The sequence below is a fragment of the Candidatus Didemnitutus sp. genome (genome assembly GCA_019634575.1).
Taxonomy (GTDB): Bacteria; Verrucomicrobiota; Verrucomicrobiia; order Opitutales; family Opitutaceae; genus Didemnitutus.
Window position 1 is genome coordinate 1 of the sequence record JAHCAY010000002.1, and the last position, 24,093, is coordinate 24,093.

Below are 24,093 nucleotides of genomic sequence, written 5' to 3' on the forward strand. Positions count from 1 at the left end.
GGGCAAAACATGAAGCCACCGTTTCCAACAAAGGAAGACTTCATCGAAGCGTGGATCACGATGTCGAAGTTCCAGCATGAGTCGCCCGAACACAAAGAGGCGTTTTGGGCATTTCAGCACATGTATGACCTCATCCACGAGCAGCCGGACGTCGCGTTCGGGTTGATCCTGGAGATTTGGTCACGTGATCAGTCGTGGACAGTGATCCAGAATCTGTCGGCTGGCCCACTCGAGGATCTGCTCACCACCCACGGACCCGAGATGATCGGTCGTGTGGAAGAAGAAGCGGCGAGGAATTCTAGCTTCAGAAAGCTGCTCGGGGGCGTCTGGAAGAATGCCATGCACGATTCAGTATGGGCGAAAGTCCAAGAGATTTGGGATCGGCGCGGCTGGGATGGAATTCCGGAAGATGAAGCCCAACCAGACGGCACAGACAACTCCGGGGCTGCGTCCCGTCGTGTCTGACCTGAACCGATCGGCGGAAGAAATGAGCACACCGACATCTTCAGAAAAAGGAAGAGCCGTCATGTCCGCGCTGATAGCGGCGGTGGTAACGAGCGAGATCTATTCGCTGGCGATAGATCACCTTTAACGATCGCCGGAAGAAAGATGAGCACCCTCGAGCCTCCCAAGTTTCGCCTACTCGCTGGAAGCCTATGGAAGAAGATCGTCGGCAGCGGGGCACTCGCGGTTTTCGGATATTCTGTGTGGGAGGTGATTGCCTTGAAGAGCGGAGATCGCGTTGCCGCGATTCTGTTGCTCGTCTCTTTCGGCGTTATCTTTGCCCTCAGCCTTTCGGATGCTTTTCGTCATCGTCGCGAGACTCGCGAGTGGATGAAGAGCCGATCCAGCCACTAGAGACAACGCGCGGGAAGTGACCGTAATTCGCATGGCCCAGCTCCGCTCAGCATCTCCCGTTTTTCAGAAGGGCTCACTGCACGCTCGCCCGCGCGTGTCTCACCGTTAACGTTGGGCGAAACATGGCATCGGAAGTAATATCTCTAACGCCGCGAGGTTCGCTGTTCCGCGCTCTCTCTTATGATCTTCGCTGCATGCGGCAGCGTCCGATCGAGACAAAAGAAGGAAGAGAAGCTTGGTATTTCGAGATTCAGCAGTTTCGAGTGAAGCTTGGGACGACCTACGCGAGCATCTACGATTCGCTACCGCACGAGTTGGAGCACTATTTGGACGACGCTGATATTCGAGCCAAGGATGCCGGCTATCGGAAGAAGCAGGAAGAATTCATGGATGATTTTCTCGATTTCATCTCTGCCGAGATTCGGAAAGAAGTTCTGAAAGAGCCCAACCAGGCATCAGAGCCAACGTCCGGGCTGGCGCCCGGCCGTGGCTCACTTTGAACGTTCGGCAAATGTCACGTATCCGCAGCCTACTTGTCGCGACAGCCATCATCCTGCCGATTGGCGGTTGCGCTTGGCTCATCAAGGAAGCGCTCGACCCGAATATGCGCGGTCCTCGCGGCTATTATACCCGGCAGCGACGATCATCATGGAGACCGGCACGCATTCGCCGTGGGTCTCGCGCCTGCTCGATCAGCAGGGCCATCGCGTGATCGTCGCCAACGCCCGCAAGCTCCGCGCCATCTGCTCGCCGTTCCGCCCGCAATGGCGGGCACCCGGACCGGCTCGCCCTTCGCTTCGGGCTGCGCCCTCTCCGCGCTGCCGCGCTCCGTCCGCCAGCCACACCAAGAACGACGCCGAGGACGCCCGCATGCTCGCCCGCCTCGGCCGCGCCGATCCCGCCTTGCTCAGTCCGATCCAGCACCGCAGCGAACAAGGCCAGCGCGCGCTCGTGCGCCTCAAAGTCCGCGAAGCCCTCGTGCGCTCCCACTGAGCGCACCCGCCGGGAGGACCGCGGTTTTCGCGCCGACTGACGATCGAACGGGCCAGAAACCGTCACCCGCCGGCCTGCTATTAGCCGCGACCCCGTTAGCCGATAAGTCGCGCGGCCCCGCCCCCGCGCCTTTGACTTCACCGCCGCGCGCCGCACGATGCAGCCCGCATGTCGCCCGTCGCTGCCTCTGCCGAACAAGTCTTCCACGTGCGCGGCCTCACCAAGGTCTACGGCGAAGGCGCCGCGCAAGTCCGTGCCCTCGACGGCGTCGACCTCGACCTCCGCGCCGGCGAACTCGTCGTGCTCCTCGGCCCATCCGGTTCCGGCAAGACCACGCTCCTGAACCAGCTCGGCGGCCTCGACCTCCCGACCTCCGGCGAGCTCCGCTACCGCGATGTCGATCTCACGCACGCCACCGAAGAGCGCCTGACGCTCTACCGCCGCGCGTCCGTTGGTTTCATTTTTCAATTCTACAACCTCATCCCGAGCCTCACCGCCCGCGAGAACGTCGCCCTCATCACCGAGATCGCCGCGCAGCCGCTCGCCCCCGAGACCGCGCTCGAGATGGTCGGTCTCGCCGCGCGCATGGACCATTTTCCCGCGCAACTCTCCGGTGGCGAACAACAGCGCGTGGCCATCGCCCGCGCCATCGCCAAGCGCCCCGAGGTTCTCCTCTGCGACGAACCCACCGGCGCGCTCGACGTGAAGACCGGCATCGTCGTCCTCGAAGCCATCCAGCGCGTGAACCGCGAACTCGGCACCCTCACCGTCATCATCACCCACAACGCCGTCATGGCCGACATGGCCGACCGCGTGATCCACTTCATGGACGGCAAAGTCCAGAGCGAACACCGCAACGCCACCCGCGCCGCGCCGAGCACTTTGCGGTGGTGATCGCCCACGGAACACACGGAAGACACGGAACCACGCCGCCATGAATTTCCCTCTCCCGGCATTTCACTCCGAAAGTAGGGCGCGGGCTCCGCTCCGCGCCGCCCTTTCGTGTGCTTCGCGTGTTTCGTGGGCCGCCGCTTCCGTGTTTTCCGTTTATTCCGTGGGCCGCCCGTCCTCCGCTCTCCGCTCTCGATCCTCCGCCTCGTGATCAGCCACCTCGACCGCAAGCTCCTCCGCGACCTGCGCCGCCTCAAGGGTCAGGCGACCGCGGTGACGCTGGTCATGGCCTGCGGTCTCGCGATGCTCATCATGGCGCGCAGCCTCATCGCCTCGCTCGACGGCACGCGCGCCGACTATTACCGGACCAATCGCTTCGCCGAGGTGTTCGCCTCGCTCAAACGCGCGCCCAACTACCTCGCCTCGCGCATCGCCGACATCCCGGGCGTCGCCTCGGTGCAGACCGACATCGCCGTGCAAGTCACGCTCGATCTGCCCGGCCTCGACGAACCCGCCAGCGGCCTCGTCCGCTCCGTGCCGGACCACACCGACGCCGAACTGAACCGCCTCTTCCTCCGCCGCGGCCGCTGGCTCTCGCCCGGCGCACGCGGCGAAGTGCTCGTGGGCGAGGCCTTCGCGGACGCCAACAAGCTCCAACCCGGCGACACGCTCGCGATGCTCCTCAACGGCCGCCGCCACGAGTTCCGCGTCGTCGGCATCGTCCTCTCGCCCGAATACATCTTCGAATCGCGCCCCGGTGCCGCGCTCCCCGACAACCGCACCTACGGCATCTTCTGGATGCCCTACAAGGAAGTCGCCACCGCGTGGGACCTCTACGGCGCCTTCAACCGCGTCTCCCTCACGCTCGAGCCCGGCGCACGCGAAACCGCCGTCATCGCGGACCTCGACGCGCTGCTGAAACCCTATGGCGGCTTCGGTGGCTTCGGCCGCAAGGACCACCCATCGCACATCCGCGTGACCGACGAGATCCGCGTGCTCGCGATCCTCTCGATCGGATTTCCGGCCGTGTTTCTCAGCGTGGCCGCGTTCATGACCAACTCGGTCCTCACGCGCCTGCTCGCCCTGCAACGCGAACAGATCGCCATCCTCAAGGCCTTCGGCTTCACCAACGCCCAGATCGTCGTGCACTACCTGAAATTCGCCGCCGTGATCGCCATCGGCGGCGCCGTGCTCGGCACGCTCGGCGGCATCGCGCTCGGGACCAAGCTCGTGCACATGTATACGCTGTTCTTCCGGTTTCCCTCGCTCGCGTTTCAGCTCGATCGGGACGCCGTGCTGATCGCCGTGAGTGTCGGCGTCGGCGCCGTCGTGCTGGGCGTGTTCGGCGCCGTGCGCCGCGCCGCGAAGCTCCCGCCCGCCGAGGCGATGCGTCCCGAGCCGCCGGCCAACTACCGCCCCTCGCTGCTCGAGCGCGCCGGCATCGGCCGGTTGTTCGGCACGTCGTTCCGCATCGCCGTCCGCAACATCGAGCGCCGTCCCATCCAGGCGCTGTTCACCGTGGTGGGCCTCGCACTCGCCACCGCCCTGCTGATCCTGCCCAACACCTTCAAGGCCGGCATCGCCGACATCATCGATTTCCAATGGGACGTCGTGCAGCGCCAGGACCTGAATCTCGGCCTCGCCGAGCCGTCGAGCGGACGCATCGTCCACGAATTCGAACGCCTGCCCGGTGTGGTGAACGTCGAGCCTTCGCGCTCCGCCGCCGTGCGCGTCCACTTCCAGGGGCGCAGCCGCCAGATCGGACTGCGCAGCCTCGAAGTCGGCGGACAACACAGCCGCGCCGTGGACGTGCACCAGCGCGAAATCGTCCCGCCCACCGAAGGACTCATCGTCTCCGCCAAACTCGCCCAGGTCCTCGGCGCCCGCCCCGGCGACGAACTCATCGTCGAAGCCCTCGAAGGCAAGCGCCCGATCCGCGCCGTGAAACTCGTCGCGCTCGCCGAGGATTTCACCGGCATCGCCGCCTACATGGAGCGGCACGCCCTGAACCGTTTCCTCGAGGAAGGCGACGTCGTCACCGGCGCCAGCATCACCCTCGACACCGCGCACCGCGCCGAATTTCTCCACGCCTTGAAAGGCATCCCGCGCGTCAGCTCCGTCGCGATCAAGGAGTCGTTGCGCCAGGCGTTCCGCGAGACCACCGCGCAAAGCATGGGCCTCATCCAGACGATCTACCTCACCTTCGCCGTCATCGTCGCCTTCGGCGTCATCTACAACAACGCCCGCATCTCGCTCGCCGAGCGCGCGCGCGAGCTCGCCACGCTGCGCGTCATCGGCCTCACGCAGGGTGAAGTCGGCGCCATCATCGTCATCGAGCTCGCGCTTCTCGCGCTCTTCGCCCTGCCCCTGGGGCTCATGATGGGCACCGGCCTCGCCAGCGGCATCATCCAGTCGGTCAACACCGAGACGGTGCGCCTCCCGCTCGTGTTCACCAGCTACACCTACACCTTCGCCATCGTCATCGTGCTCGCCGCATCGACGTTCTCCGCCTTCGTCGTCCTCCGCAAACTCAAGCAACTCGACCTCATCGGCGCCCTGAAGGCGCCCGAGTGAAAAGAGCCCTTCAAAAACCACGAATGAACACCAATGAACACGAATCCCGGCACGCCCGCATCGTTTGTCTTCATTCGTGTCTATTCGTGTCCATTCGTGGTTAACCTCCTGCCTTTGCCTTTCATCGAATGAACTCCGCCCCCTCTCCCGCGCAAAAACGTCCCTCCCGCCGCTGGCTGCCTTACGTCATCGGCGCCGCCGTGCTCGCGTTGATCGCCCTCGGCCTGCGCCCCAAGCCCGCGCCCGTCGAGACCGCGCGCGCCGCCTACGGCCCGCTGCGCGCCACCGTCAGCGAGGAAGGCAAGACGCGCATCAAGCAGCGCTACGTGGTCGCCGCGCCTGTGACCGGACAGCTGCGCCGCATCCCCTTCAAGCCCGGCGCCGAGATCGAGGCCAACGCCACCATCATCGCCACCATCGACCCGCTGCCCGCCTCGCCGCTCGACGCCCGCAACCGCGCTCTCGCCGAAGCCCGCCGCGACTCCGCGCGGGTCGTGCTCGAGAAAAGCCGCACCGCGCACGCGCTCGCCCAGAGCGAGCTGCGCCGCATCGAACAGATGTTCTCCGCCAAGACAGTTTCGCCACAGGACCTCGAAAGCGCCCAGATGCGCGAAACCGCCGCCGCCCGCGACGTAGCATCCGCCGAAGGCGCGCTCGCCCAAGCCGAGGCCGAACTCTCCGCCTCCCCCGACCCCACGATAAAAGGCTCCGGATCGGCGCGCGCCGCCGACCCCGCGCAACCCGTCGAAGTCCGCTCGCCCGTCAGCGGCCGCGTGCTCCATGTTTTCCAGGAAAGCGAGCGCGCCGTCACCACGGGCACGCCGCTCGTCGAGATCGGCGATCCCACGGATCTCGAAGTCGTCGTCGAAATGCTCTCCCGCGACGGCGCCGCGATCCCGCCCGGGGCTAGCGTGCTGCTCGATCAATGGGGCGGCGTCACGCCGCTCGCCGGCCGCGTGCGTCTCGTCGAGCCCGCCGCTTTCACCAAGATCTCCGCCCTCGGCGTCGAGGAGCAGCGCGTCAATGTCGTCGTCGACATCACCACGCCGCTCGAACAGCGCCGTTCGCTCGGCGACAATTTCCGCGTCGAGGCCCGTGTCATCGTCTGGGAGGACGCCCGCACGCTGAAAGTGCCGTCGTCCGGCCTATTCCGCCGCGGCAGCGACTGGGCGGCCTTCGTCCTCCGCGACGGCGTCGCGCGCCTCGTGCCGGTCAAGGCCGGCCGCAGCTCCGGCGCCGAGACGCAAGTGCTCGACGGCCTCAAGGAAGGCGATGAGGTCATCCTTTACCCCGGCGACCGCATCGCCGAAGGCCAGCGCGTCGTGCCGATGCCGGTCACCGCCCGCTGAGATATTCGGTCCCCTTCCCGTAGCGGCGAGCTCGCAGCGAGCCGACGCACGCCCCTGCTCCGTATTTCTTCCCCCAAGCGCCCGCAGCGTTCATTACGTAATACGTAATAATGCTCACCGCGTGCCCCGCGCTAAACTCGCCGATGGAAGGAGTGTTTCGTTCCACCAGCAAATTCGCCCGGTAACCACCGGCGCGCATCAGCGCGTGTTTTCAATCGCTCGTGAAATCGAGCTCCGCACCGCGCCGCCCGCCCGGGCAACAATTGGCTGGCGCGCGCGCGCCCACGAATCTTTATCGGAAACATGAATCTCGTCGACGCCCGCACCGCCGTTGCCGCCGCGCTCGCGCGCATGAACGCCACCTACGGCGACACCGTCTTCAACGAGTGGGTGCTCGTCTCGCTCCGCGCCGACCGCAACGCCATCCTCGCCTACGAGGGACCGCGGCCGGAGAAATACAAGCAGCACTTCACCCTCGACCTCGCCTCGATGCTGAAGGAACTCGCCGGCCAGAAGCTCGGCGTGGGCGATTTCGCCTTCGCCGCCGACGCCGCCGGCACCCACTACGACGCCTGCATCCGACTCGGCGACACGAGCTATCTTTTCTGCAACGACACCCTGCGCACGATGACGCAAATCCGGCAGAGCCCGCATTGGCTCAGCGCGCAGAAACACTGGGCCGAGCTCAGCCAGAAGTTCGCGGCCGACCCGCTCGAGTAAAGGAGCCGGAGCGTCCAGCTCCCGCGCTTGGACCGCCGCGGTGAAACGGGAGCTGCAAGCTCCCGCCACTTGGCGTGACTCACGCCACGCTTGCCGGCCCGCACTGCGCGCGACATCAACGCGCCGTGGCACACACCCTCGCCTTCCTCGGTTCCGGCCGCCTCGGCTCCGCGATCATCCGCGGCCTGCTCGCGCAAAAAATCCACGCGCCCGCCGCCATCGCCTGCACGAGCAAATCCGGCGCCACCGCGCAAAAGCTCGCCGCGGAAACCGGCATCGCCTGCGAACCCGACCTCGAGCGCCTGCTGGGGCCCGCCGACATCGTCGTCGTCGCCTTCAAGCCGCAATCGCTCGCCACCGCCGATCCGCGGCTCGCCGAGCTCACCGCCGGCAAGCTCGTCATCTCGCTCCTCGCCGGCAAACGCCTCGCACGTCTCGCCCAGGTCTTCCCGCGCGCCCGCAATCTCGTGCGCACGATGCCGAACACCCCTGCCGCCATCGGCGCCGGCATCACCGCCTACTGCGCGCAAGCGCCGCTCACCGATGCCGACCGCGCCACGGTCGAGCGCATGCTCGGCGCGCTGGGCGAGTTCGTCGCGCTCGACGAAAAGTATTTCGACGCCGTCACCGCCGTCGGCGGCAGCGGCCCGGGCTTCGTCTTCGAGTTCATCGGCGCGCTGCGCGACGGCGGCATCGCCGCCGGCCTGCCGCCCGAAGTCGCCCAGCGACTCGCCACCCAGACCGCACTCGGCTCGCTCAAGCTCCTCGCGCACTCCGGCGCGACACCCGAAGCGCTGCGCGACCAGGTCGTCTCGCCCAACGGCACGACCTACGCCGGCCTGCAAGTGCTCGCGGGCGCCAAGTTCCGCGACCTCCTGCGCGACACCGTCCAAGCCGCCACTCGCCGCGCCGACGAACTCTCGCAGGATTGAGGTGGCCCGACCTCTCCGAGGGCGGGTGCTCCCGCGCCCGGAGGTCGCGGGCTACCTGTCTCCGCACGCGCCACGCGCGTTTTTTCCGTCTGGCTTCCGTCCACCCTCGGCTCTGGACTCTTCGCTCCAGACTCTAGACTTTTCCGCCCATGTCCTCCCCGCTCTCAGGTCGCATCCTCGTCACCGGCGGCGCCGGCTTCATCGGCAGCGCGCTCGTCTGGGCGCTGAACCGGCGCGGACTCACCGACATCGTCGTCACCGACATCCTCGGCTCGGACGAAAAGTGGAAGAACCTCGTCCCGCTGAAATTCGCGGACTATGTCGAAGCCGCCGATTTCCGCGCCCGGCTCGCCGCGAACGACAAGTCCTTCGGCCGCTTCTCCGCGATCTTTCACCTCGGCGCGAACTCCGCGACGACGGAGCGCAACGCCTCGCACCTGATCGACAACAATTTCAACTTCACCAAGGAACTCGCCGCGTGGGCGCTCGCGCACGAGACGCGCTTCATCTACGCCTCCTCCGCCGCCACCTACGGCGACGGCGAGCGCGGCATGGACGACAAGTCCGAGGACCTCGCCGCGCTCCGTCCGCTCAACATGTATGGCTACTCGAAGCACCTCTTCGATCTCCACGCGCAGCGGCAGGGTTGGCTGAAGCGCATCGTCGGCGTGAAGTATTTCAACGTCTACGGCCCGAACGAGGACCACAAGGGCGACATGCGCTCCCTCGTGAACAAGGCCTTCGCGCAGATCTCCGCCACCGGCCAGCTGAAGCTCTTCAAGAGCGAGCGCCCCGACTACCGCGACGGCGAGCAGAAGCGCGATTTCCTCTACGTGAAGGACGCCGTCGAGATGACGATCCACTTCGCCGAAAAGAACCCGGTCGCCGCCGGCCTCTACAACCTCGGCTCCGGCGAAGCCAACACCTGGCTCGCCCTCGCCCACGCGATCTTCTCCGGCATGGGCCGCAAGCCCAACATCGAGTTCATCGACCTGCCCGAGAATCTCCGCGGCAAATACCAATACTTCACCCAGGCCGACACCGCAAAGCTCCGCGCCACCGGCTACGACCGCCCGATGACCCCGCTGCGCGACGCGGTGCACGACTACGTGCAGAATTACCTGACGCCGGCCAAAAAACTCGGCGAGTGAGCACCGGCGCGCGCCGCGCCATCAACTCGCGACCGGCACCAGCGCCAGCAGCGCGTTCCAGCGTTCGCCGCTGGGATCTTCGTCGCTCGGGAAATGCACTTCGCGCCGTGTCGTCATCCGCTCGCGGCCGTCCGCACTGTCCCAGTAACGCACGGTCCGCGAGACCTCGACGTTCGCCGACCCGCGCGCCGGATCGCCCGTGACTTCGAGCGTCTGGGCGCTCACGCCGAAACCGGCGAAGCTGCCTTCGAAGCGGTGCGCGAAAGCCTGCGTGACTTCCGTCGCCGCGTCGCGGCCGAGCCCGCGTTCGAGATCGGCCATGAATTGTCGGCGCAGCTCATCGCCCGCCGCCGCGTAGGCCGGGATGTCGATGCGGTAACGCCCCGGCGCGATCTCGGTCGCAGTCGCGATGGTCGCCTCGAAATTATGCCGCACCGCCTGCGCCTGCACGACCGCCGCGGCGAACGCCTGCCATTGCTTGGTCGTCAGATCGAGGTCGAGATTCATGTCCGTCGCCGCGAGCTGCAGCTCGATCAGCGTCGCAAACTGGGCGCTCTCGCTCGCGGGTAGTTGCTCGACGACCCGCGCCGCACTCAAGCCGCTCGCCCCGTCCGTGTCGGCGACCGCTGCCGGTGTCTCGAAAACCACGATCTTGTCCGCCGCGAGCCCGGACGCCGGCGCACCCGCCGCACGCGGCACGCTGGTCATCGCCGGCATCGCCTGTCGCGCCCGAATCGCCAGCCCGAGCAACCCGACGACGCCCAAGGTGGCGACGATCAAGAGCGGACGCTGAAAGGACTTACGCACGGCGCAGTCAGGGAACAGCATCCCCGCCGCACCCGCGACAAAATTTTCGCAGAATTTCCTAAAGTTTTCCGCCGTTGAGCCGACACCCCGGCGCGCCCGCACCCGTGCCCCTCGCGCCGCCTCACCGCACCGAGGCGAGCACGCCCAACATCGCAGCGTGGATGCGGCCGTTGCTCGCCACGTAGCGGCCCCGGTCAGCGCGCTGCGGATTCGGCTCGCCGTCGTAGTCGGTCACCCGGCCGCCCGCCTCCGCCACGAGCAGCACGCCCGCCATCGCGTCCCACGGGTTCAGGTAGTTTTCCCAATAGCCGTCGAGACGCCCGGCGGCAACGTAAGCCAAATCGAGGGCGGCGGAGCCGAGTCGGCGTTCGCCGCGGATGTGTTTTAGAAAGGCGGCCCACTCGCGCTCGTTGTTGGCCGGGTTGGTGTGCTTGTCGTAGGGGAAACCGGTGGAGACCACCGCATCGGTCAGCTCCTCGATGGTCGTCACGCGCAACGGCTGGCCGTTGAGCTGCGCGCCGCCGCCCCGAGTGGCGGTAAAGAGCTCATCGCGCGTCGGATCGTAGATCACGCCAAGCAGCGGCTGCCGATCGGGCGTTGTGAGCGCGATGCTGGTGCAGAAATGCGGGAGCTTCGCCGCAAAGTTCACCGTGCCGTCGATCGGATCGACGAACCAGTGAAACGGCGCCGTCGCCGCCGGCGCGCCCTGTCCGCCGCCCTCCTCGCCAACGATGTGATGCGTCGGAAACCTCGCCAGCAATTCGCGCACGATGAACGCCTCCGTCTCGGTGTCCGCCGCCGTGACGACGTCGGAGCGCGTCGACTTGCGCGCCGCGATCGGGATCGGCGCCGCGAAGTGGCAGCGGATGATTTCACCCGCCCCGCGGGCGATGGCGGCGATATCGGGAAGGAGTTCGGCCGGTTGCATGCCTCCACGCTCAACCCAATGCGGGTTCGGGGTCACCACGAAACGAGCCGGACCGAGGGGTCGCCTCGCGCTCACTTCGGACGCGTGGTCATCAATTGCAGGTAGAGTTCGCGCAGCTCCTTGAGCGCTTTTTCGTCCTCGCCGGCGACCGCGCCGAGTTGAAGGGCATCGGCCACTTCACCGGCCCCGCGCGCGAATCGCTCGCGTTGCTCGGCGCCCGCCGCACGCGCGCCCGCCGAGCCCGGCAGCGCCGTGCCGAGGGAAAACTTGTTCAACGCACGATCGAGCCCCGAGAGATGCTTCTTTTGCAGGCGTGCGCGACGCTCGCCGGGAGTCAGGTAGGGATCGGCGGTGTTTTCGCCCGGGCGCAGCGCTTCGGGTGCCGCGACCCGAGGCAGGTGCACGACCGGCAGGTCGCGACGCCCATGCACCGTGAAGGGCTGGAGTTGCACCACTTGCGGATCGGCCGCGGGCGGTGCGGGAACGGCGGGCTCGGCCGGCAACGGCGGCGCGGGAGCGTTCAACACGGGGGAGCGGTCGCCCGTATTCCGTCTGGCTTCCCGCGCGCGCTCGGCGTTCGCCCGTTGCGCGGGATCGTAGCGCGGCAACGAATCGCGGATGGCCTGCGCGGCTTTCTCGCTCGCACCGCCCGCGCGCGCGGCGCCGGGCAGGCAAATCGCCGCCGTAGTCAGCCACCCAATCAGCAATCGGGGTAATGCGCGCATCGTTTGGCCCACCGTTGCGACCGGTCCGGCTCGGGGCGGTTCCGGACGTGCGCCAGCCACTGCCGCCACATGCCCGGTCGCGAACATGGAATTTCGCCGCGCTGGACAAGCGCAGCGCGCCTGCGCAAAGTGCCGCCACGGTTGTCCCCGTAGCTCAGCTGGATAGAGCAGCGGTTTTCTAAACCGCTGGTCGCGTGTTCGAGTCACGCCGGGGACGCCATACTTCGCTTCGGGCGAGCGGCCGGAAATCGCCCCTGAAAATAATGACTTGCCTCGCCGGAAGCCGTGGGGCTTCTTGGCCCTTCCGATGAATCATCGGGCTGTAGCGTAGCCTGGTAGCGCGCTTGCATGGGGTGCAAGAGGTCGTGAGTTCGAATCTCACCAGCCCGACCATTTTCCCCGAAACGCACATGGGCGACTGTGTGCGTTTCTTCGTGTCTAAATGCGACACGCTAAGCTGATTGCAAGATTCCATTCGGATGACTGCTCGCGACAGCAGATGACGCCGCACGACCGTTTGCGGCCTCAACTTGTGTGTCTTTTTGTGTGTCGTCTTCCGACCACTTACGCTGCGTAAGTGCGGGCATCTTCGCGATGCCGGCAGCGAGCGGAAGTTGCGAGGCATCGGTATAGAGGCGCGTGGTCAGGCGAATGTCACTGTGACGCATGAGCTGTTGCACCACGCTCGGATGGACGCCGCTCGCGAGGAGCAGAGTCCCAAATGTCACGCGCAGCGTGTGGAAATCCGCGCGGCGTCCCTGCTCGTCTCGCAGAGGAATCCCCGCTGCCAAGTAGTCCTTACGCACGGTCTCGATGCGCGGCACGCGATGACGAAACGGACACGCGAACGGCGAGAAGTTGCGCGGACGATACGCACGCAGCGCGCGCGAGAGTTCCGGCGACATCGGCAGGCGTGCGTCAGTGCGATTTTTCGACACTGCCGCCGGAATGAAAACGGACGGCTCGCGAGCATCCAACGCGAAGAAGTCCCATTGCATCGCGTTCAGTTCCTTCCGCCGCAGACCCGTGTGCAGCGCGACCATGTAGGCCATCGCACGCTCGAGCGGCGCGACACTCAAGAGGCGTGCCGCTTCATTCGCCGACAACGCGCGCCGGCATTGCTTCGCGCCGCGTGTGTCGATGCGCTCCACATGCTCCAACGGATTCGCTTGCGCGAGACCTTGCGCGACGAGCCAACGAAAGAACGTGCAGAGATTCGCGAGCAGATCGTTTACCGTCTTTGCGCTCAGTCCGCAGTGATTCCGCCACTGCACGAACGAGCGCACGGTTACACTGCGTAACTCCGACCAGCCGAGACGTTGCAGCGCAATCCGCAACGTGCCGCCGTATTTCGCAGCGTGCCCGGTGTGCGGCCTCGCGTTTCCATGTCCGCAAGAAAGTCGTCTAGGAGGCCCGCCAAGGGCTTTCTGTGCGCTTCCCTGACGCTCCGAGGAGGCAGGAGGCCCATTGCCACCTTTTCCTCTTCTAACGCGATTTCACGCAGCTTGAGAACGGCAACGCGCTTGTCTGTTGTGTGCAGCGCGTAGGTTTTCGACTTCGCCCAAGTGTTGAGTTTCACACGCCCCGAATAGCAGGGCGATTCTTGAACAACGCCACCACGACGGCGGCGCGGCTTGAAGACGTTACATTGCACGGAGCAGGGCCGGGCGTTCGCTGCGCAGCGCGGCAACGTAGGCTTGCACGTCCGATTCCGGCACGCGCGAGGAACGCCCAATCTTGAGAGGTTTCGGGAATCGTTGCGCGGCAATCTCGCGTTCAAGCGTGCGCTTGGAAATCGCAAGGCGCTTCGCCGCTTCGTCTATGGTGAGGAGAACTTCGGTGCTCATGGTCTCGCGATTCTATCGCACGCACCAAATTTTTCCGACGTTTTGGCCAATAGCCCAATTCAGCCGACTTTTCGGGAAAGTTCTCTGCGCGGCTTTAGTGCCGCTAATGGCCCTCCTCGACGATTTCGCGAAATCCCGTCGAGGCCATAAGCGCGGCTTCCTTCCGAAATGTCGGCTGAATTGGGACATTACTACAACAAGGTTAGGCGCGCACGCGGGCGGGTCGCGCCGTGCGCGGCCTGCGGCCGCGCAACGGCGCTCACCCGCCGCGTGCAGCGCGGACCGCTGCGGGAGTCGCATCCCAACCCCCACGCCCCTTCCCCCGCCCCCAGGGGCGGGGAACCCTCCCGCTGTGCGCGCGCCTGCGAACGTCCGGCATGCGTGCGAGCTGCATTGCGGCGCGTGCTCGCTCCGCCATTCAGCCCCAAACCGGAAAAGAAAGCGCGGGGGTCTTCCGACCCCCGCGCCGCGATTGCGCGCATCGCGTTTCCGCGTGGCAACGCACGGACTCACGCGAAATCCCCTCCCGCCAAACCAAGTTTGCGGTCAAAGTCCGCCATCTCTCGCGCAGCGTCTCGCGCCTCCTCACGTCGACGCTCTCTCACTCGCAAATACAGCGAACGCGTCTTGATTAACTCACGCCGATAATCGGCATTCAACATACGCCGCTCGCTCGACATAGCGGGGCGCGCATAACCACCGCGCAGCGTTGGAAACTCCTCTCTGACTTGCGCGACCGCACGCTTCAACCCCTGCTCAGTGTCCCGAATCTCGTCAGCAAGTTCTCCGTAAGAGCAACCGTTCACAAGGTCCGGACGAACGACCACCAGCAACGCCACCGCCCGCGCGGCAACGTTTCCAAGCGATAAGCCGTCAGCAAGGAATCGCAGAAGAGCGCCGACAACCTCAGCCGCTTCTTCTGAACGGCTCCCGGTCGATTCACGGTGGGACTCTTCCCACGCACGCACGGCCTCACGGTCAAGCTGCGCACCTTGCCAAAACTCGATGCGTTCGCCTGCGTCGAGAAAATCAGCGCTCATCAGCGGACCCTCCGAAGCTCGGCAATGAACGCGTCGCGTTGCTCGACGGGCAGCAACTTGGCGGCGCGATAGGCGACCGAATAGCGGACCAATTCGCGGCGCGTCATCTCGCCGAATGGGCCGCGCGAGAAGCCGGTAAGCATCTTCGCGAGTGACGTTGCGTCGCGTTCAACAGCCGCCTCCGAGAGCCGAAGGAAGCCGGGTTTCTGTGCGTGCGTGTGTGTGTCTTTTTGTGCGTTGGCCATTTTGCGTTTTCCCTAGTGCGTTATTGCGCCCTTAGTTGGGAACGCGGCCCGGTGAGTTCGAATCTCACCAGCCCGACCATTTCAAAACCCAGGAGTGGTTCCTGCGTGGCGGCATCCCTCTTTCGAGGGGGGCAAAGAAGCCTTGGAATCGCGCGTGGCGGACGATTCGCTCGGGGCATCGACCCCGCTGTTCACCCCTTCCGTCCGCTGCGCCGCGCGGCTCTCGCGCTGCTGGGAGCCTGCCTTTTGCTCTCCGGCGGGCGGGCTGAGGTCTCCCCGCCTCCACCGCTGCGTTCCGCAGCGGAAGTGCTCGCCCTCACCCCCGAGGCCGCGGCGAGCGAGCTCCCGGTCGCCGTCCGCGGCGTCGTGACGGCCGCCGAGCCCGACTGGAACGGCAAATTCATCCTGCAGGACGCGAGCGGCGGCGTGTTCATCAGCCATGTCGGCGTGTCGCCGACCGCGGGCGAGATCATCGAAGTGACCGGCTTCAGCCGACCCGGTTCGTTCGCTCCCGTCGTGCGCGCGGTGAAGCTCACCAAGGGCGGCCTCGCTTCCTTGCCGCCTGCGCGCCAAGTGAGCGCCGAGCGCCTGCTCGCGGGCGTGGAGGACGGGCAACGCGTCGAAATTTCCGGCCTCGTCCGCGCCGTGGGTGTCACGCCGACGCGCAAGCTCCAGATCGAACTCTCCGTCGGCGCGTATCGCGTCCGCGTGTTTCCGAAACTCCCGCCGCAAGTCGACCCGCAATCGCTCATCGCCGCCAAGGTCCGCGTGCGCGGCACGGTCACCATGGCCTTCAACGCTGCGCTGCATCAGCTGACCGCCGTGAATCTCTTCGTGCCCACCGCGGAGGATTTTCTCGTCGAGCAAGCCGAGACGCACCCGCCGTTCAGCCAGCCGGCGGTCGCCATCCGCGACATCGCGCGCTACCGCGCCGACGCGAGCCTGGGCGAGCGCATCCATGTGCGCGGCGCCGTGACGCTGCAACGCTTCGGGCTCGATCTCTTCGTGCAGGACGGCACCGGCGGGCTGCACATCCAGACCAGCCAGCCGCAGCAGCTCCCGCCGGGCCGCATCGTCGAGGCGGTGGGATTCGTGGAGTTCGTCGACTACCAACCCGTGTTGAAAGACGCCGTGCTGCGCCCGGTCGACGGCAACGAGCCGCCGCTCGCCGCGCGCGAGATTCCCTTCGAGGAGCTGCGCAACGGCCTGCATCCGGCCGAATTCATCCTCCTGCGCGGCCGCCTGCTCGCGCGCAGCGTGCGTCCCGTGCAGCGCGAGGCCGGACCGTTCTCCGGCGTCCGCGTCGTGTGCACGATCCAGAACGCCGACGCGACCTTCACCGCCGAGTGCGAGACGCCGCAGGAATCCTCCGCGCTCACGCTCGTCCCGCTCGGCGCCACGGTCGAACTCGCGGGCGTCGCGAAATACGACACCGGCGACGACGGCAAGATGCGCACGCTGAACCTGCTCCTACCCAATCCCGGCAGCGTCCGCGTGCTCACCTATCCCAGCTGGTTCACTGCGGAACGGATGATCGTGGGCTTCATCATCATTTCCGTCGTCCTCGCCGGCGTCGTCGCCTGGCTGCTCACCATCGCCAAGAAAAACGCCATGCTCAGCGCCGCGATCGCCGAGCGTGAAAAGGCCCAGCACGAACTCCAGGCCGCGCACGACCAGCTCGAGCAGCGCGTGCAGGAGCGCACCGAACAGCTCCAACACGAGATGGGCGCGCGCAAGGCCGCCGAGGTCGAGTTCCGCGCCGTGCTCACCGAGCGCACGCGCCTCGCGCAGGAGCTGCACGACGGCCTCGAACAGACGCTCACCGGCATCGCGCTGCAACTCGACACCGCCGCGCGCCTCTTCGCCACCAAGCCCGCCGAGGCGCGCCCGCCGTTGGAGCTCGCGCGCGATTTCCTGCGCCAAAGCCAGCTCGAGCTCCGCCAGTCGCTCTGGGCCCTCCGCTCGCGCGAGCTCGACCAATTCGACCTCGCCGAAGCCATCGCGATCACCTGCCGCCAGGTCGCCGCCGGCAGCGCCGTGACGGTCGAATGCGAGACACTCGGCGAGCGCCAGCGCCTGCCCGAGATCGTCGAGGAAAACCTCCTCCGCATCACCCAGGAAGCGCTGACCAACGTCATCAAGCATTCCGGCGCCACCCTTGCGCTCGTGCGCCTCGCCTTCACGCCCGACCAGGTGACCCTCTCGATCAAGGACAACGGCAGCGGTCTCGCCCCCGACCGCGTCGCCGCGAACGGCGACCGCCATTTCGGCCTGCTCGGCATGAGCGAGCGCGCGAAACGCTTCGGCGCCCGCCTAGACATCTCCGGACCGCTCGGCGAAGGCACCACCGTGCAGGTCACCCTCAAACTCTCCGCCGCCGCCCCGCGCGACGCCGCCGTGCTATGAGCACCACCGCCACCACCGAAGTCCGCATCCTCGTCGCCGACGACCATTTCATTGTCCGCATGGGCCTCGTCGCGCTCATCAACACCGAGCCCGGCCTCCGCGTCGTCGCCGAGGCCGACGACGGCGACAAGGTCGTCGCGCTCTACGAACAGCTCCGTCCCGAGCTTGTGCTCATGGATGTGCGCATGCCCGGGCGCAACGGCCACGACGCGCTGCGCCAGATCCGCCGCCTCGCCCCGGACGCGCGCGTGCTCATGCTCTCCGCCTTCGACGGCGACGAGGAAATCCACACCGCGCTCGAAGCCGGCGCGCAGGGCTACGTGCTCAAGAGCGCCACCGACAAGGAGCTCATCCCCGCCATCCACGCCGTCGCCGCCGGCCGGCGCTGGATTCCACGCGACGTCGCGTCGCGCCTGAAGTCGCGCCAGCTCTACGAACAGCTCACACCGCGCGAGATCGACGTCCTCAACGCCCTCGCGCGCGGCCTCGCGAACAAGGAAATCGCCGACCGCCTCGGCATCAGCGAATACACGACGAAGGACCACTTGAAGAGCATCCTCGCCAAGCTCCGCGTCGCCGACCGCACTCAAGCCGTCACCGCCGCGCTCCAACGCGGCATCATCCATCTCTGAGCCCGACTCATGCCGTTGCGCGCGGGTCGCGACTCTAGCGATCCGCACTGAAAGGTGGTCGTCGCCGTCCCCGGCGACGACTGGCGTCGGCCTGGACGCCGACGCCCACTTATTACCTGATCTCAGCTGAACGGTCCGGTTCGGCGCGCCACAGGCTACGTGCCCGCCGGCACGACGAGCGTCATGATCGAGTGCGCGGGACTGTTCGTCGCCGCGACCTCGCCTCGGCCGAGACTCAGCATGAACGGCTGCGCCTTGTCGCCGGTGTTGAGCACCACGATGGCCGTGGTGCCGTCCGGATTGACGAACGCCGTGCTCTCGAGCGCATCGGTGGTCGTCGAGGCGATCACGCGCCGCGCACCGGGCCGGATGAATTTCGAGAAGTGGCCGATGTAGTAGAACGAATTCATCCAGAGCAGCTCGCCGGTGCGCGTGTCGCCGTGCACGGGCGCATAGCAGAAATTCTGCACGTGGTTGGGCCCGCCGGTCTCGTCGAGCAGGATGTTCCAATCCGTCCAGCCCTCGGCGCCGTTGTTCAAGTCGCGCAGGATCGACGTGCCGTAGCGCTCGCCCCAGTGCCACTCGTTCATCTTCGCGCGATCCCACGGATAAAGGCAGGCCTCGGTCAGCATCAGGTGCGTGTTCGGGAAGGCCTCCTGCACGCGCTTCACGTTCTCGAAGGAGTCGTTGACATACCAATGGAAGCCGACGCCCCAGACGAATTTCGCCGCCGCCGGGTCCTCGAGCATCACGCGCGCGCGGTCATACATCAGCGTGCGGTTGTGGTCCCAGACCATCAGCTTGCGGTCGCCCAGGCCGTGCCGCGCAAGCGTCGGCCCGAGATGGTCGCGCACGAAATCGCGTTCCGCCTCCGCGGTGAAGATGCACGATTCCCACTTCTGCACCGCCATCGGCTCGTTCTGCACCGTGAGGCCCCACACCGGCACGCCGGCCGCCTCGTAGGCCTGGACGAACTTCGCCAGATACTCCGCCCACACCGCCGCGAATTCCGGTTTCAACGTGCCGCCGTGCAGCATCTCGCCGTTGCTCTTCATCCAACCCGGCGGGCTCCACGGGCTCGCGTAGAGCGTGAGCTTGCCGCCGGCCGCCGCGATCGCGTCGCGGATGAACGGCAGGCGGTAGCGCTCGTCGTGGGCGAGCGAAAACGTCTTCAGCTCGCGGTCGGCGTCGGCCACGTAGGTGTAACTGCCGCTCGAGAAATCGCAGGAATGGATGTTCGTCCGCGCGAGCGTGTAGCCGATGCCGTCGCGCGGATCGAAATACGCCCGTAGCAACTCGCGGCGCTTCGCCTCGGGCAATTTGGCGTAGGTTTCGGCCGCGGCGTCGGTCAGCGCGCCGCCGATGCCGACCATCGTCTGGAACTGCTTTGCCCGATCGACGAACACGTAGGCCGTCTTCTCGGTCATCTCCGCCGCCGCGTGCAGCGCCAGCGGCTCCTGCCGCGCGAGCCGCGACCCGCCTTCCTGCGCCGTGAGATAGACCTCCACGTTCGAACCGCTCGCGAACGCGAACGGCGCGTGGCCCAAGGTGAGTGCGGCCGCGAGGCCGAGGAATGAGGAACGCATAAGATCAGGTGAGCCGCGGCAGCGGCGCGAATCCGGTCCGCGACGGCCAGCCGAGCCAATTTTCGCCGGTCGCAATCACGCGACGATGGTCGACGGCGGGCATCGCCGCCAAGGAATCGATCGGGTCGCGCCAGCCTCCGCGCACCGTCTTGCCGATGAAATAACACTGCCCGAGCGGCGCGTGGTCCGTGCCACCGAACTCGTTTTCCGCGAGCGTCCGACCGAACTCCGAAAACGCCACCGTCAACACCCGGTCCGCCACCCCGCGCCGCGCGAGCGTGCGCTGGAGTTGCGCCACGCCACACGCGAACTCGGCGACGGCCGCATCGTGCGCCGCGCGTTGGTCGAAGTGCGTATCGAAGCCCTCGAGCCGCACGAAGAACACTTCGCTCCGGTCGCGCGCCGCGGCCTCGGCGCCTACACGGACGAGCGCCGCCGAAAAATCGCCGCGCAACTCGGTCACAGCGGCATCGCCGCGCGCGAACCACGGCGTCGTGACCACCTCGTCCGGCGCGCTACCGCCAAGCCAAATCTGCGTGGCGCGATAGTGGCTGAGACTCAAGGGAGCGAAACCGACCCGCGGCACGACGCCGAACTCGCCGCGCTCGAACAGCGGCGCGAGGTCGCTCGCGGCGCGGTTCAGCCAGAGCGTTTCGTCGAGCCGGAGCAGATCGGAGCGGCGCAGCGCCAGCGTCGGCCGCGCGCGATGGTAGTCGTCGGAATCGACCGGCACGAACGTGTTCCAGCCGTCGTGTCCGCCGGCGAGGTGAATCAGCACCAGCGTGCGCGGGCCGCGCGCCGACGCGCGGAACACGCCCGCGTTCACGAGCGGCGCGGCCGCAGCGGCAGCGCCGGCGAGGCCGAGCGCGCGCACGAAGGCGCGGCGCGAAATCGAGGCGGCGTCAGACGAGGGCATTGGCTTTCATCACCTCGCGATACCAGAGCGCGCTGGCTTTCGGCGTGCGCTGCTGCGTCATGAAATCGTTGTAGACGAGTCCGAACCGTCGCTCATAGCCCTCGGCCCATTCGAAGTTGTCCATCAGCGACCACGCAAAGTAGCCGAGCGCGGGCACGCCGTCGCGAAGGCCGCGGTGGAGCTCGCCGAGACAGGCGCGGATGTATTCGAGGCGGTGCAGGTCGTTCACCTGCCCGTGCACCGGCGGCGTCTCGTCGTAGCCGGCGCCGTTTTCGGTGATGACGACCGCCTTCGCGCCGAACACCTCGACCGCGTGCCGCGGTCCCCAGTAGAGCGCACGGGCGTTCCAGCGCAGCCACGGGCTGTCGGCGACCGGATAATGCTCGGGGACGCGCACGGACTCGGGCTCGCCGTGCGCGCCGGCGCGCACGAAATCGCCGGAGTAGATGTTCATGCCGAGGAAATCCGTCGGCGCGGAGATGAGCGCCATGTCGCCCGGCGCGATCTGCGGCAGCCAGCCCTTCGTGTGCTTCTGGTAGATCTCGCCGTAGGCGCCGGTGAAGATCGGCTCGAGGATGCGGCAGTTCTGCCGCGCGAACGCGACGCGCGCCGCGGCGATGTTCTCGGGCGTCTCGCTGACCGGCGTGATCGCGCGCGAGTTGTCGGTCAGGCCGACGCGCGCGTCCTTGCCGCCGTGCTCGCGCACCGCGCGCACGCCGTGGCCGTGGCACAGCACGGCATGATGGAATGCCTGGTGCACCGTTGCGAAATCCTCTTTCCGTCCCGGCGCGTGGCGGCCGATCGAATAGCCGTTGTCCACGAAGACGGCGATTTCGTTCAGCGTGATCCAGTTCTTCACGCGATCGCCGTAGGTTTTCACCAGCGTGTCGGCGTAGTCGGCGAAGGCATCGACGACCTGCCGCGTGGGCCAGCCGCCTTTGTTTTCGAGCGCCTGCGGCAAGTCCCAGTGAAACATCGTCACCCACGGCGTGATGCCGCGCGAGAGCATCGCGTCGAACAGGCGCGAGTAGAAATCGAGTCCGCGCCGGTTCAGCGTGCCGACGCCGTCCGGCATGATCCGCGGCCACGCGATCGACAGGCGGTAATGTTTCACGCCGAGGTCGACCATCAGATCGAGATCGTCGCGCCAGCGGTGGTAGTGGTCGCACGCGACCGCCGGGGTGTCGCCGTTTTTCACCGCGCCAGGACGGCGGGCGAACACATCCCAGATCGACTCGCCCTTGCCGTCCTCCTGCGCGGCGCCCTCGACTTGGGCGGACGCGGAAGCGGCGCCCCAGGCGAAATCGGCAGGGAACGGACGGGCGGCGGACGGCGCGGCGAGCGAGAGCTTGGTCATGGGGTGGGGGGTTTCGCGGGGAGACAGGTGAAGGTGATTTCGTCGGACAACGCACCGGCGCGCACGACGACCCGGTGTTCGCCGGGGGCGAGTTCGACCGGCCAGCGGAAGCGGTGCTCGGCGTTCTCGACCGCGCCGAGCGAACGGCCGTCGAGCCAGAGTTCGACGCGCGCGGCGTTCGAGTAGGCCTTCAGCTCGGAGCGGCCCGCGGGGCGCTCCGTCCAGCGGCGGCTCGTGAGGTGCAACACCAGCTCGTCGCTCCAGTTGGCTTTATACCAGAAGAACGCGTCCTTTTTCACTCGGCGGTCGTAGGTGACGAGGCCCTTGTCGTTCATGCCCGGCGTGCTGCCTTCGTTTCGCGAATCGATCGCGAAGTCGAACATGTTCCAGATGAATTTGCACCAGAGGAACGGCCGGGCACGGAGCGCCAGCCAGTGCGTCTCGTGATAGACGTTCTGGTATTCCTCGGGATGCCACGGACCGGCGTGCGGCGGCTTGCGCGCGGGCCACTCGTGCTGCGCGGGATTGGCGCCGGCGCCGTATTCGCTGATGCCGAAACGCAGCGCCGGGTAGCGCTGGTGCGCGTCGTCGAGCCAGCCGCCGATCTCGTCGGCGCGCCCGTGATACCAGCCGTAGTAGCGATTGAAGGCGGTGACCTCGGTGTGGAAATTTCGCGCGTCCTCGGCCGGGTGATTCGAGGCGTAGACGGACGGGCGCGTGGGATCCTCGGCCTTGGCGGTTTGGGCGAGCGCGGCGATCACGCGGTTCGACTCGACGCCGTTGACGCGGATCGGGCCGCCGGATCTTTCGCCGTCTTCGCGGGTCTCGTTGCCCACGCCCCAGACGACGATCGCGGGACGGTTGTAATTCTGGCGGATCAACTCGCGCAGCTGCTGGCGGGCATTCTCGAGGTAGTGCGCGCCGGCGGGCACCTCGTTGACGACGGGAATCTCGGCCCACGCCACCAAGCCGCTCTCGTCCGCGAGGTCGAACCACAACGCCGACTGCTGGTAATGCGCCACGCGGATCGCGGTCGCGCCCATCTCGCGGATCAGGGCGAAATCCTCGCGCTCGTCCGCCGCGCTGATCGCCCAGCCTTTGCCGGCGCGGTCCTGATGGCGGCTGACGCCGTGCAGGTCGAGCGGGCGGCCGTTGAGAAAGAAACCCTTGTCCGCATCGACGCGGAACGAACGCACGCCGAAGCGCTGCTCGAGCGCGTCGCGCGCTGCGCCGTCGGCGTGCACGACGACGCTGGCGCGGTAGAGATGCGGATCGCGCTGGCCGTCCCAGAGGCGCGGGTGCGCGAGCGTGAAATCGAGGCTGTTGTGCGCCGTGGTCGCCGCGGGAAACTCGGCGGCCTTGCGCGCGGTGCCGACGACGTTGCCCGCCGCGTCGCGGAGCGTCACCTCGATCTCGCCACGCACGTCGTGCGCCGCGTCGTTGCGCACGAGGACGACAACGCAGACATCGGCGCTTTCCGCCGTGATGTGCTGCGCAGTGACGTAGACGCCGGACGAGGCGTGATCCAGCAGCTCGACGTGGAGCCCGTCCACGCCGACGAGGCGGACGCCGCGATAGAGACCGCCGAAGAACGTGAAGTCTGCGCTGAACGGCGCGGTGCCGTCGGGGGCGTTGCTCACCGCGACGGCGAGGACGTTTTCGCCGGCGCGGTCCAGCGCGGGCGTCGCGTCGAAGCGGAAGCGCGCGAAGCCGCCGACGTGTTCGCCGAGCAGCTGGCCGTTGAGAAACACCTTCGCAGCGCGGCTGGCGCCGTCGAATTCGAGAAACACCCGCTTCGTCGCCCACTCCGGCCCGAGCGTGAAGCGCCGCACATACCAGCCGGTGCCGCGCGCGTAGTCGCCGCCGCCATCGGCGCCGTCGCGCGCGTTCCACGTGTGTGGCAGCGCGACTTCGCTCCACTGCGCGGCGTCCGCGAGGGCGGGCGTGGCGGGCAGCTCGCCGAAGCGGAAGCGCCAGGCGTCCGTCAGCTCCTGCGTGAGGCGCGCCGGCGTCGCGGCGCACGCGAGCGAGACGATGAAACAGGCCGCGCCCGACCAGGCGACGCGACGAAGAAACCGAAAGGGCATGGGGAAAAGCACAGCAAGCCGCGCGCAGAAATCGTTCCGCCCACGGACC

23 protein-coding genes and 2 tRNA genes are annotated in these 24,093 nt (G+C 66.9%); 14 read left to right on the plus strand and 11 right to left on the minus strand.

Annotated elements, in window-relative coordinates:
* From KF715_14970 to rfaD, 10 genes are all read left to right on the plus strand, one after another.
* Window positions 1-465: hypothetical protein (locus KF715_14970; protein ID MBX3737996.1), on the plus strand; the 465-nt coding region annotated here is incomplete at its 5' end.
* Between the two features lie 144 nt (window positions 466-609).
* A complete protein-coding gene (locus KF715_14975) occupies window positions 610-858 on the plus strand; it encodes a hypothetical protein (protein MBX3737997.1) in 249 nt (82 codons plus the stop codon).
* A 194-nt stretch (window positions 859-1,052) separates the two neighbouring features.
* Entirely contained in the window at window positions 1,053-1,358 is a 306-nt protein-coding gene (locus KF715_14980; protein ID MBX3737998.1) for a hypothetical protein, read from the plus strand.
* A 148-nt stretch (window positions 1,359-1,506) separates the two neighbouring features.
* Entirely contained in the window at window positions 1,507-1,851 is a 345-nt protein-coding gene (locus tag KF715_14985) for a hypothetical protein (protein MBX3737999.1), read from the plus strand.
* 168 nt (window positions 1,852-2,019) lie between these two features.
* Window positions 2,020-2,745, plus strand: coding sequence for an ABC transporter ATP-binding protein (locus KF715_14990; protein ID MBX3738000.1), 726 nt, complete (start codon window positions 2,020-2,022; stop codon window positions 2,743-2,745).
* Between the two features lie 207 nt (window positions 2,746-2,952).
* Entirely contained in the window at window positions 2,953-5,316 is a 2,364-nt protein-coding gene (locus KF715_14995; GenBank protein MBX3738001.1) for an FtsX-like permease family protein, read from the plus strand.
* 128 nt (window positions 5,317-5,444) lie between these two features.
* The gene (locus KF715_15000; GenBank protein MBX3738002.1) at window positions 5,445-6,665 is read left to right on the plus strand and encodes an HlyD family efflux transporter periplasmic adaptor subunit; all 1,221 of its coding nucleotides are present in this window, start codon (window positions 5,445-5,447) and stop codon (window positions 6,663-6,665) included.
* Window positions 6,666-6,968: 303 nt separating this feature from the next.
* Window positions 6,969-7,385: a hypothetical protein gene (locus KF715_15005; GenBank protein MBX3738003.1), complete on the plus strand. Its 417-nt coding sequence runs from the start codon at window positions 6,969-6,971 to the stop codon at window positions 7,383-7,385.
* Between the two features lie 125 nt (window positions 7,386-7,510).
* Window positions 7,511-8,317, plus strand: coding sequence for a pyrroline-5-carboxylate reductase (gene proC, locus KF715_15010; GenBank protein ID MBX3738004.1), 807 nt, complete (start codon window positions 7,511-7,513; stop codon window positions 8,315-8,317).
* Window positions 8,318-8,466: 149 nt separating this feature from the next.
* Entirely contained in the window at window positions 8,467-9,468 is a 1,002-nt protein-coding gene (gene rfaD / locus KF715_15015) for an ADP-glyceromanno-heptose 6-epimerase (protein ID MBX3738005.1), read from the plus strand.
* Between the two features lie 21 nt (window positions 9,469-9,489).
* Here rfaD and KF715_15020 read toward each other — a convergent pair whose 3' ends face one another.
* The 3 genes from KF715_15020 to KF715_15030 all read right to left on the minus strand — a co-directional run bounded on the left by KF715_15020 (window position 9,490) and on the right by KF715_15030 (window position 11,928).
* Window positions 9,490-10,275 carry a hypothetical protein gene (locus KF715_15020; GenBank protein ID MBX3738006.1) on the minus strand — a complete coding sequence of 262 codons (786 nt, stop codon included), beginning with the start codon at window positions 10,273-10,275 and terminating at the stop codon, window positions 9,490-9,492.
* A gap of 121 nt (window positions 10,276-10,396) precedes the next feature.
* The gene (locus tag KF715_15025; protein ID MBX3738007.1) at window positions 10,397-11,203 is read right to left on the minus strand and encodes an inositol monophosphatase; all 807 of its coding nucleotides are present in this window, start codon (window positions 11,201-11,203) and stop codon (window positions 10,397-10,399) included.
* A 71-nt stretch (window positions 11,204-11,274) separates the two neighbouring features.
* On the minus strand, window positions 11,275-11,928 hold the full coding sequence (locus tag KF715_15030; GenBank protein ID MBX3738008.1) for a hypothetical protein: 654 nt from the start codon (window positions 11,926-11,928) through the stop codon (window positions 11,275-11,277).
* A 143-nt stretch (window positions 11,929-12,071) separates the two neighbouring features.
* On the opposite strand from KF715_15030, the gene KF715_15035 reads away from it, so the two are divergent.
* Window positions 12,072-12,148, plus strand: a tRNA-Arg gene (locus KF715_15035).
* 96 nt (window positions 12,149-12,244) lie between these two features.
* Window positions 12,245-12,321, plus strand: a tRNA-Pro gene (locus KF715_15040).
* Between the two features lie 59 nt (window positions 12,322-12,380).
* On the opposite strand, the gene KF715_15045 is transcribed toward KF715_15040, so the two are convergent.
* From KF715_15045 to KF715_15060, 4 genes are all read right to left on the minus strand, one after another.
* The gene (locus KF715_15045; GenBank protein ID MBX3738009.1) at window positions 12,381-13,214 is read right to left on the minus strand and encodes a tyrosine-type recombinase/integrase; all 834 of its coding nucleotides are present in this window, start codon (window positions 13,212-13,214) and stop codon (window positions 12,381-12,383) included.
* 357 nt (window positions 13,215-13,571) lie between these two features.
* The gene (locus KF715_15050; protein MBX3738010.1) at window positions 13,572-13,775 is read right to left on the minus strand and encodes a helix-turn-helix domain-containing protein; all 204 of its coding nucleotides are present in this window, start codon (window positions 13,773-13,775) and stop codon (window positions 13,572-13,574) included.
* Between the two features lie 509 nt (window positions 13,776-14,284).
* Window positions 14,285-14,815 (minus strand): hypothetical protein, encoded by a 531-nt coding sequence (locus KF715_15055; GenBank protein ID MBX3738011.1) that lies wholly within the window; start codon window positions 14,813-14,815, stop codon window positions 14,285-14,287.
* Window positions 14,815-15,060: a hypothetical protein gene (locus tag KF715_15060; protein MBX3738012.1), complete on the minus strand. Its 246-nt coding sequence runs from the start codon at window positions 15,058-15,060 to the stop codon at window positions 14,815-14,817. The genes KF715_15055 and KF715_15060 overlap by 1 nt, the downstream gene beginning before the upstream one ends.
* A 306-nt stretch (window positions 15,061-15,366) precedes the next feature.
* Here KF715_15060 and KF715_15065 point away from each other — a divergent pair, with 306 nt between their 5' ends.
* Both KF715_15065 and KF715_15070 read left to right on the plus strand, forming a co-directional pair.
* A complete protein-coding gene (locus KF715_15065; GenBank protein MBX3738013.1) occupies window positions 15,367-17,466 on the plus strand; it encodes a sensor histidine kinase in 2,100 nt (699 codons plus the stop codon).
* The gene (locus tag KF715_15070) at window positions 17,463-18,098 is read left to right on the plus strand and encodes a response regulator transcription factor (GenBank protein ID MBX3738014.1); all 636 of its coding nucleotides are present in this window, start codon (window positions 17,463-17,465) and stop codon (window positions 18,096-18,098) included. Before KF715_15065 ends, KF715_15070 begins: the two co-directional genes overlap by 4 nt.
* A gap of 155 nt (window positions 18,099-18,253) precedes the next feature.
* Here KF715_15070 and KF715_15075 read toward each other — a convergent pair whose 3' ends face one another.
* Genes KF715_15075 through KF715_15090 form a run of 4 tightly spaced genes read right to left on the minus strand, consistent with a single transcriptional unit; the run spans window position 18,254 to window position 24,044 of the window.
* The gene (locus KF715_15075) at window positions 18,254-19,684 is read right to left on the minus strand and encodes a glycoside hydrolase family 30 protein (protein ID MBX3738015.1); all 1,431 of its coding nucleotides are present in this window, start codon (window positions 19,682-19,684) and stop codon (window positions 18,254-18,256) included.
* A gap of 4 nt (window positions 19,685-19,688) precedes the next feature.
* The gene (locus tag KF715_15080) at window positions 19,689-20,600 is read right to left on the minus strand and encodes a DUF1501 domain-containing protein (GenBank protein ID MBX3738016.1); all 912 of its coding nucleotides are present in this window, start codon (window positions 20,598-20,600) and stop codon (window positions 19,689-19,691) included.
* Window positions 20,587-21,957, minus strand: coding sequence for a beta-glucosidase (locus tag KF715_15085; GenBank protein ID MBX3738017.1), 1,371 nt, complete (start codon window positions 21,955-21,957; stop codon window positions 20,587-20,589). Before KF715_15085 ends, KF715_15080 begins: the two co-directional genes overlap by 14 nt.
* Complete coding sequence (locus tag KF715_15090; GenBank protein ID MBX3738018.1) at window positions 21,954-24,044, minus strand: glycoside hydrolase family 2 protein; 2,091 nt, start codon at window positions 24,042-24,044, stop codon at window positions 21,954-21,956. The genes KF715_15085 and KF715_15090 overlap by 4 nt, the downstream gene beginning before the upstream one ends.
* Window positions 24,045-24,093: the final 49 nt, after the last annotated feature.

Bases quoted from the DNA above. Each gene is read 5' to 3' on its own strand.
- KF715_14975 (MBX3737997.1), top strand. From the start codon at position 610: ATGAGCACCCTCGAGCCTCCCAAGTTTCGCCTACTCGCTGGAAGCCTA.
- KF715_14985 (MBX3737999.1), top strand. From the start codon at position 1,507: ATGGAGACCGGCACGCATTCGCCGTGGGTCTCGCGCCTGCTCGATCAG.
- rfaD (MBX3738005.1), top strand. From the start codon at position 8,467: ATGTCCTCCCCGCTCTCAGGTCGCATCCTCGTCACCGGCGGCGCCGGC.
- KF715_15090 (MBX3738018.1), bottom strand. From the start codon at position 24,044: ATGCCCTTTCGGTTTCTTCGTCGCGTCGCCTGGTCGGGCGCGGCCTGT.
- KF715_15025 (MBX3738007.1), bottom strand. From the start codon at position 11,203: ATGCAACCGGCCGAACTCCTTCCCGATATCGCCGCCATCGCCCGCGGG.
- KF715_15070 (MBX3738014.1), top strand. From the start codon at position 17,463: ATGAGCACCACCGCCACCACCGAAGTCCGCATCCTCGTCGCCGACGAC.
- KF715_15080 (MBX3738016.1), bottom strand. From the start codon at position 20,600: ATGCCCTCGTCTGACGCCGCCTCGATTTCGCGCCGCGCCTTCGTGCGC.
- KF715_14980 (MBX3737998.1), top strand. From the start codon at position 1,053: ATGCGGCAGCGTCCGATCGAGACAAAAGAAGGAAGAGAAGCTTGGTAT.
- KF715_15000 (MBX3738002.1), top strand. From the start codon at position 5,445: ATGAACTCCGCCCCCTCTCCCGCGCAAAAACGTCCCTCCCGCCGCTGG.
- KF715_15005 (MBX3738003.1), top strand. From the start codon at position 6,969: ATGAATCTCGTCGACGCCCGCACCGCCGTTGCCGCCGCGCTCGCGCGC.
- KF715_15050 (MBX3738010.1), bottom strand. From the start codon at position 13,775: ATGAGCACCGAAGTTCTCCTCACCATAGACGAAGCGGCGAAGCGCCTT.
- KF715_14990 (MBX3738000.1), top strand. From the start codon at position 2,020: ATGTCGCCCGTCGCTGCCTCTGCCGAACAAGTCTTCCACGTGCGCGGC.
- KF715_15030 (MBX3738008.1), bottom strand. From the start codon at position 11,928: ATGCGCGCATTACCCCGATTGCTGATTGGGTGGCTGACTACGGCGGCG.
- KF715_15055 (MBX3738011.1), bottom strand. From the start codon at position 14,815: ATGAGCGCTGATTTTCTCGACGCAGGCGAACGCATCGAGTTTTGGCAA.
- KF715_15060 (MBX3738012.1), bottom strand. From the start codon at position 15,060: ATGGCCAACGCACAAAAAGACACACACACGCACGCACAGAAACCCGGC.
- KF715_15075 (MBX3738015.1), bottom strand. From the start codon at position 19,684: ATGCGTTCCTCATTCCTCGGCCTCGCGGCCGCACTCACCTTGGGCCAC.
- KF715_15085 (MBX3738017.1), bottom strand. From the start codon at position 21,957: ATGACCAAGCTCTCGCTCGCCGCGCCGTCCGCCGCCCGTCCGTTCCCT.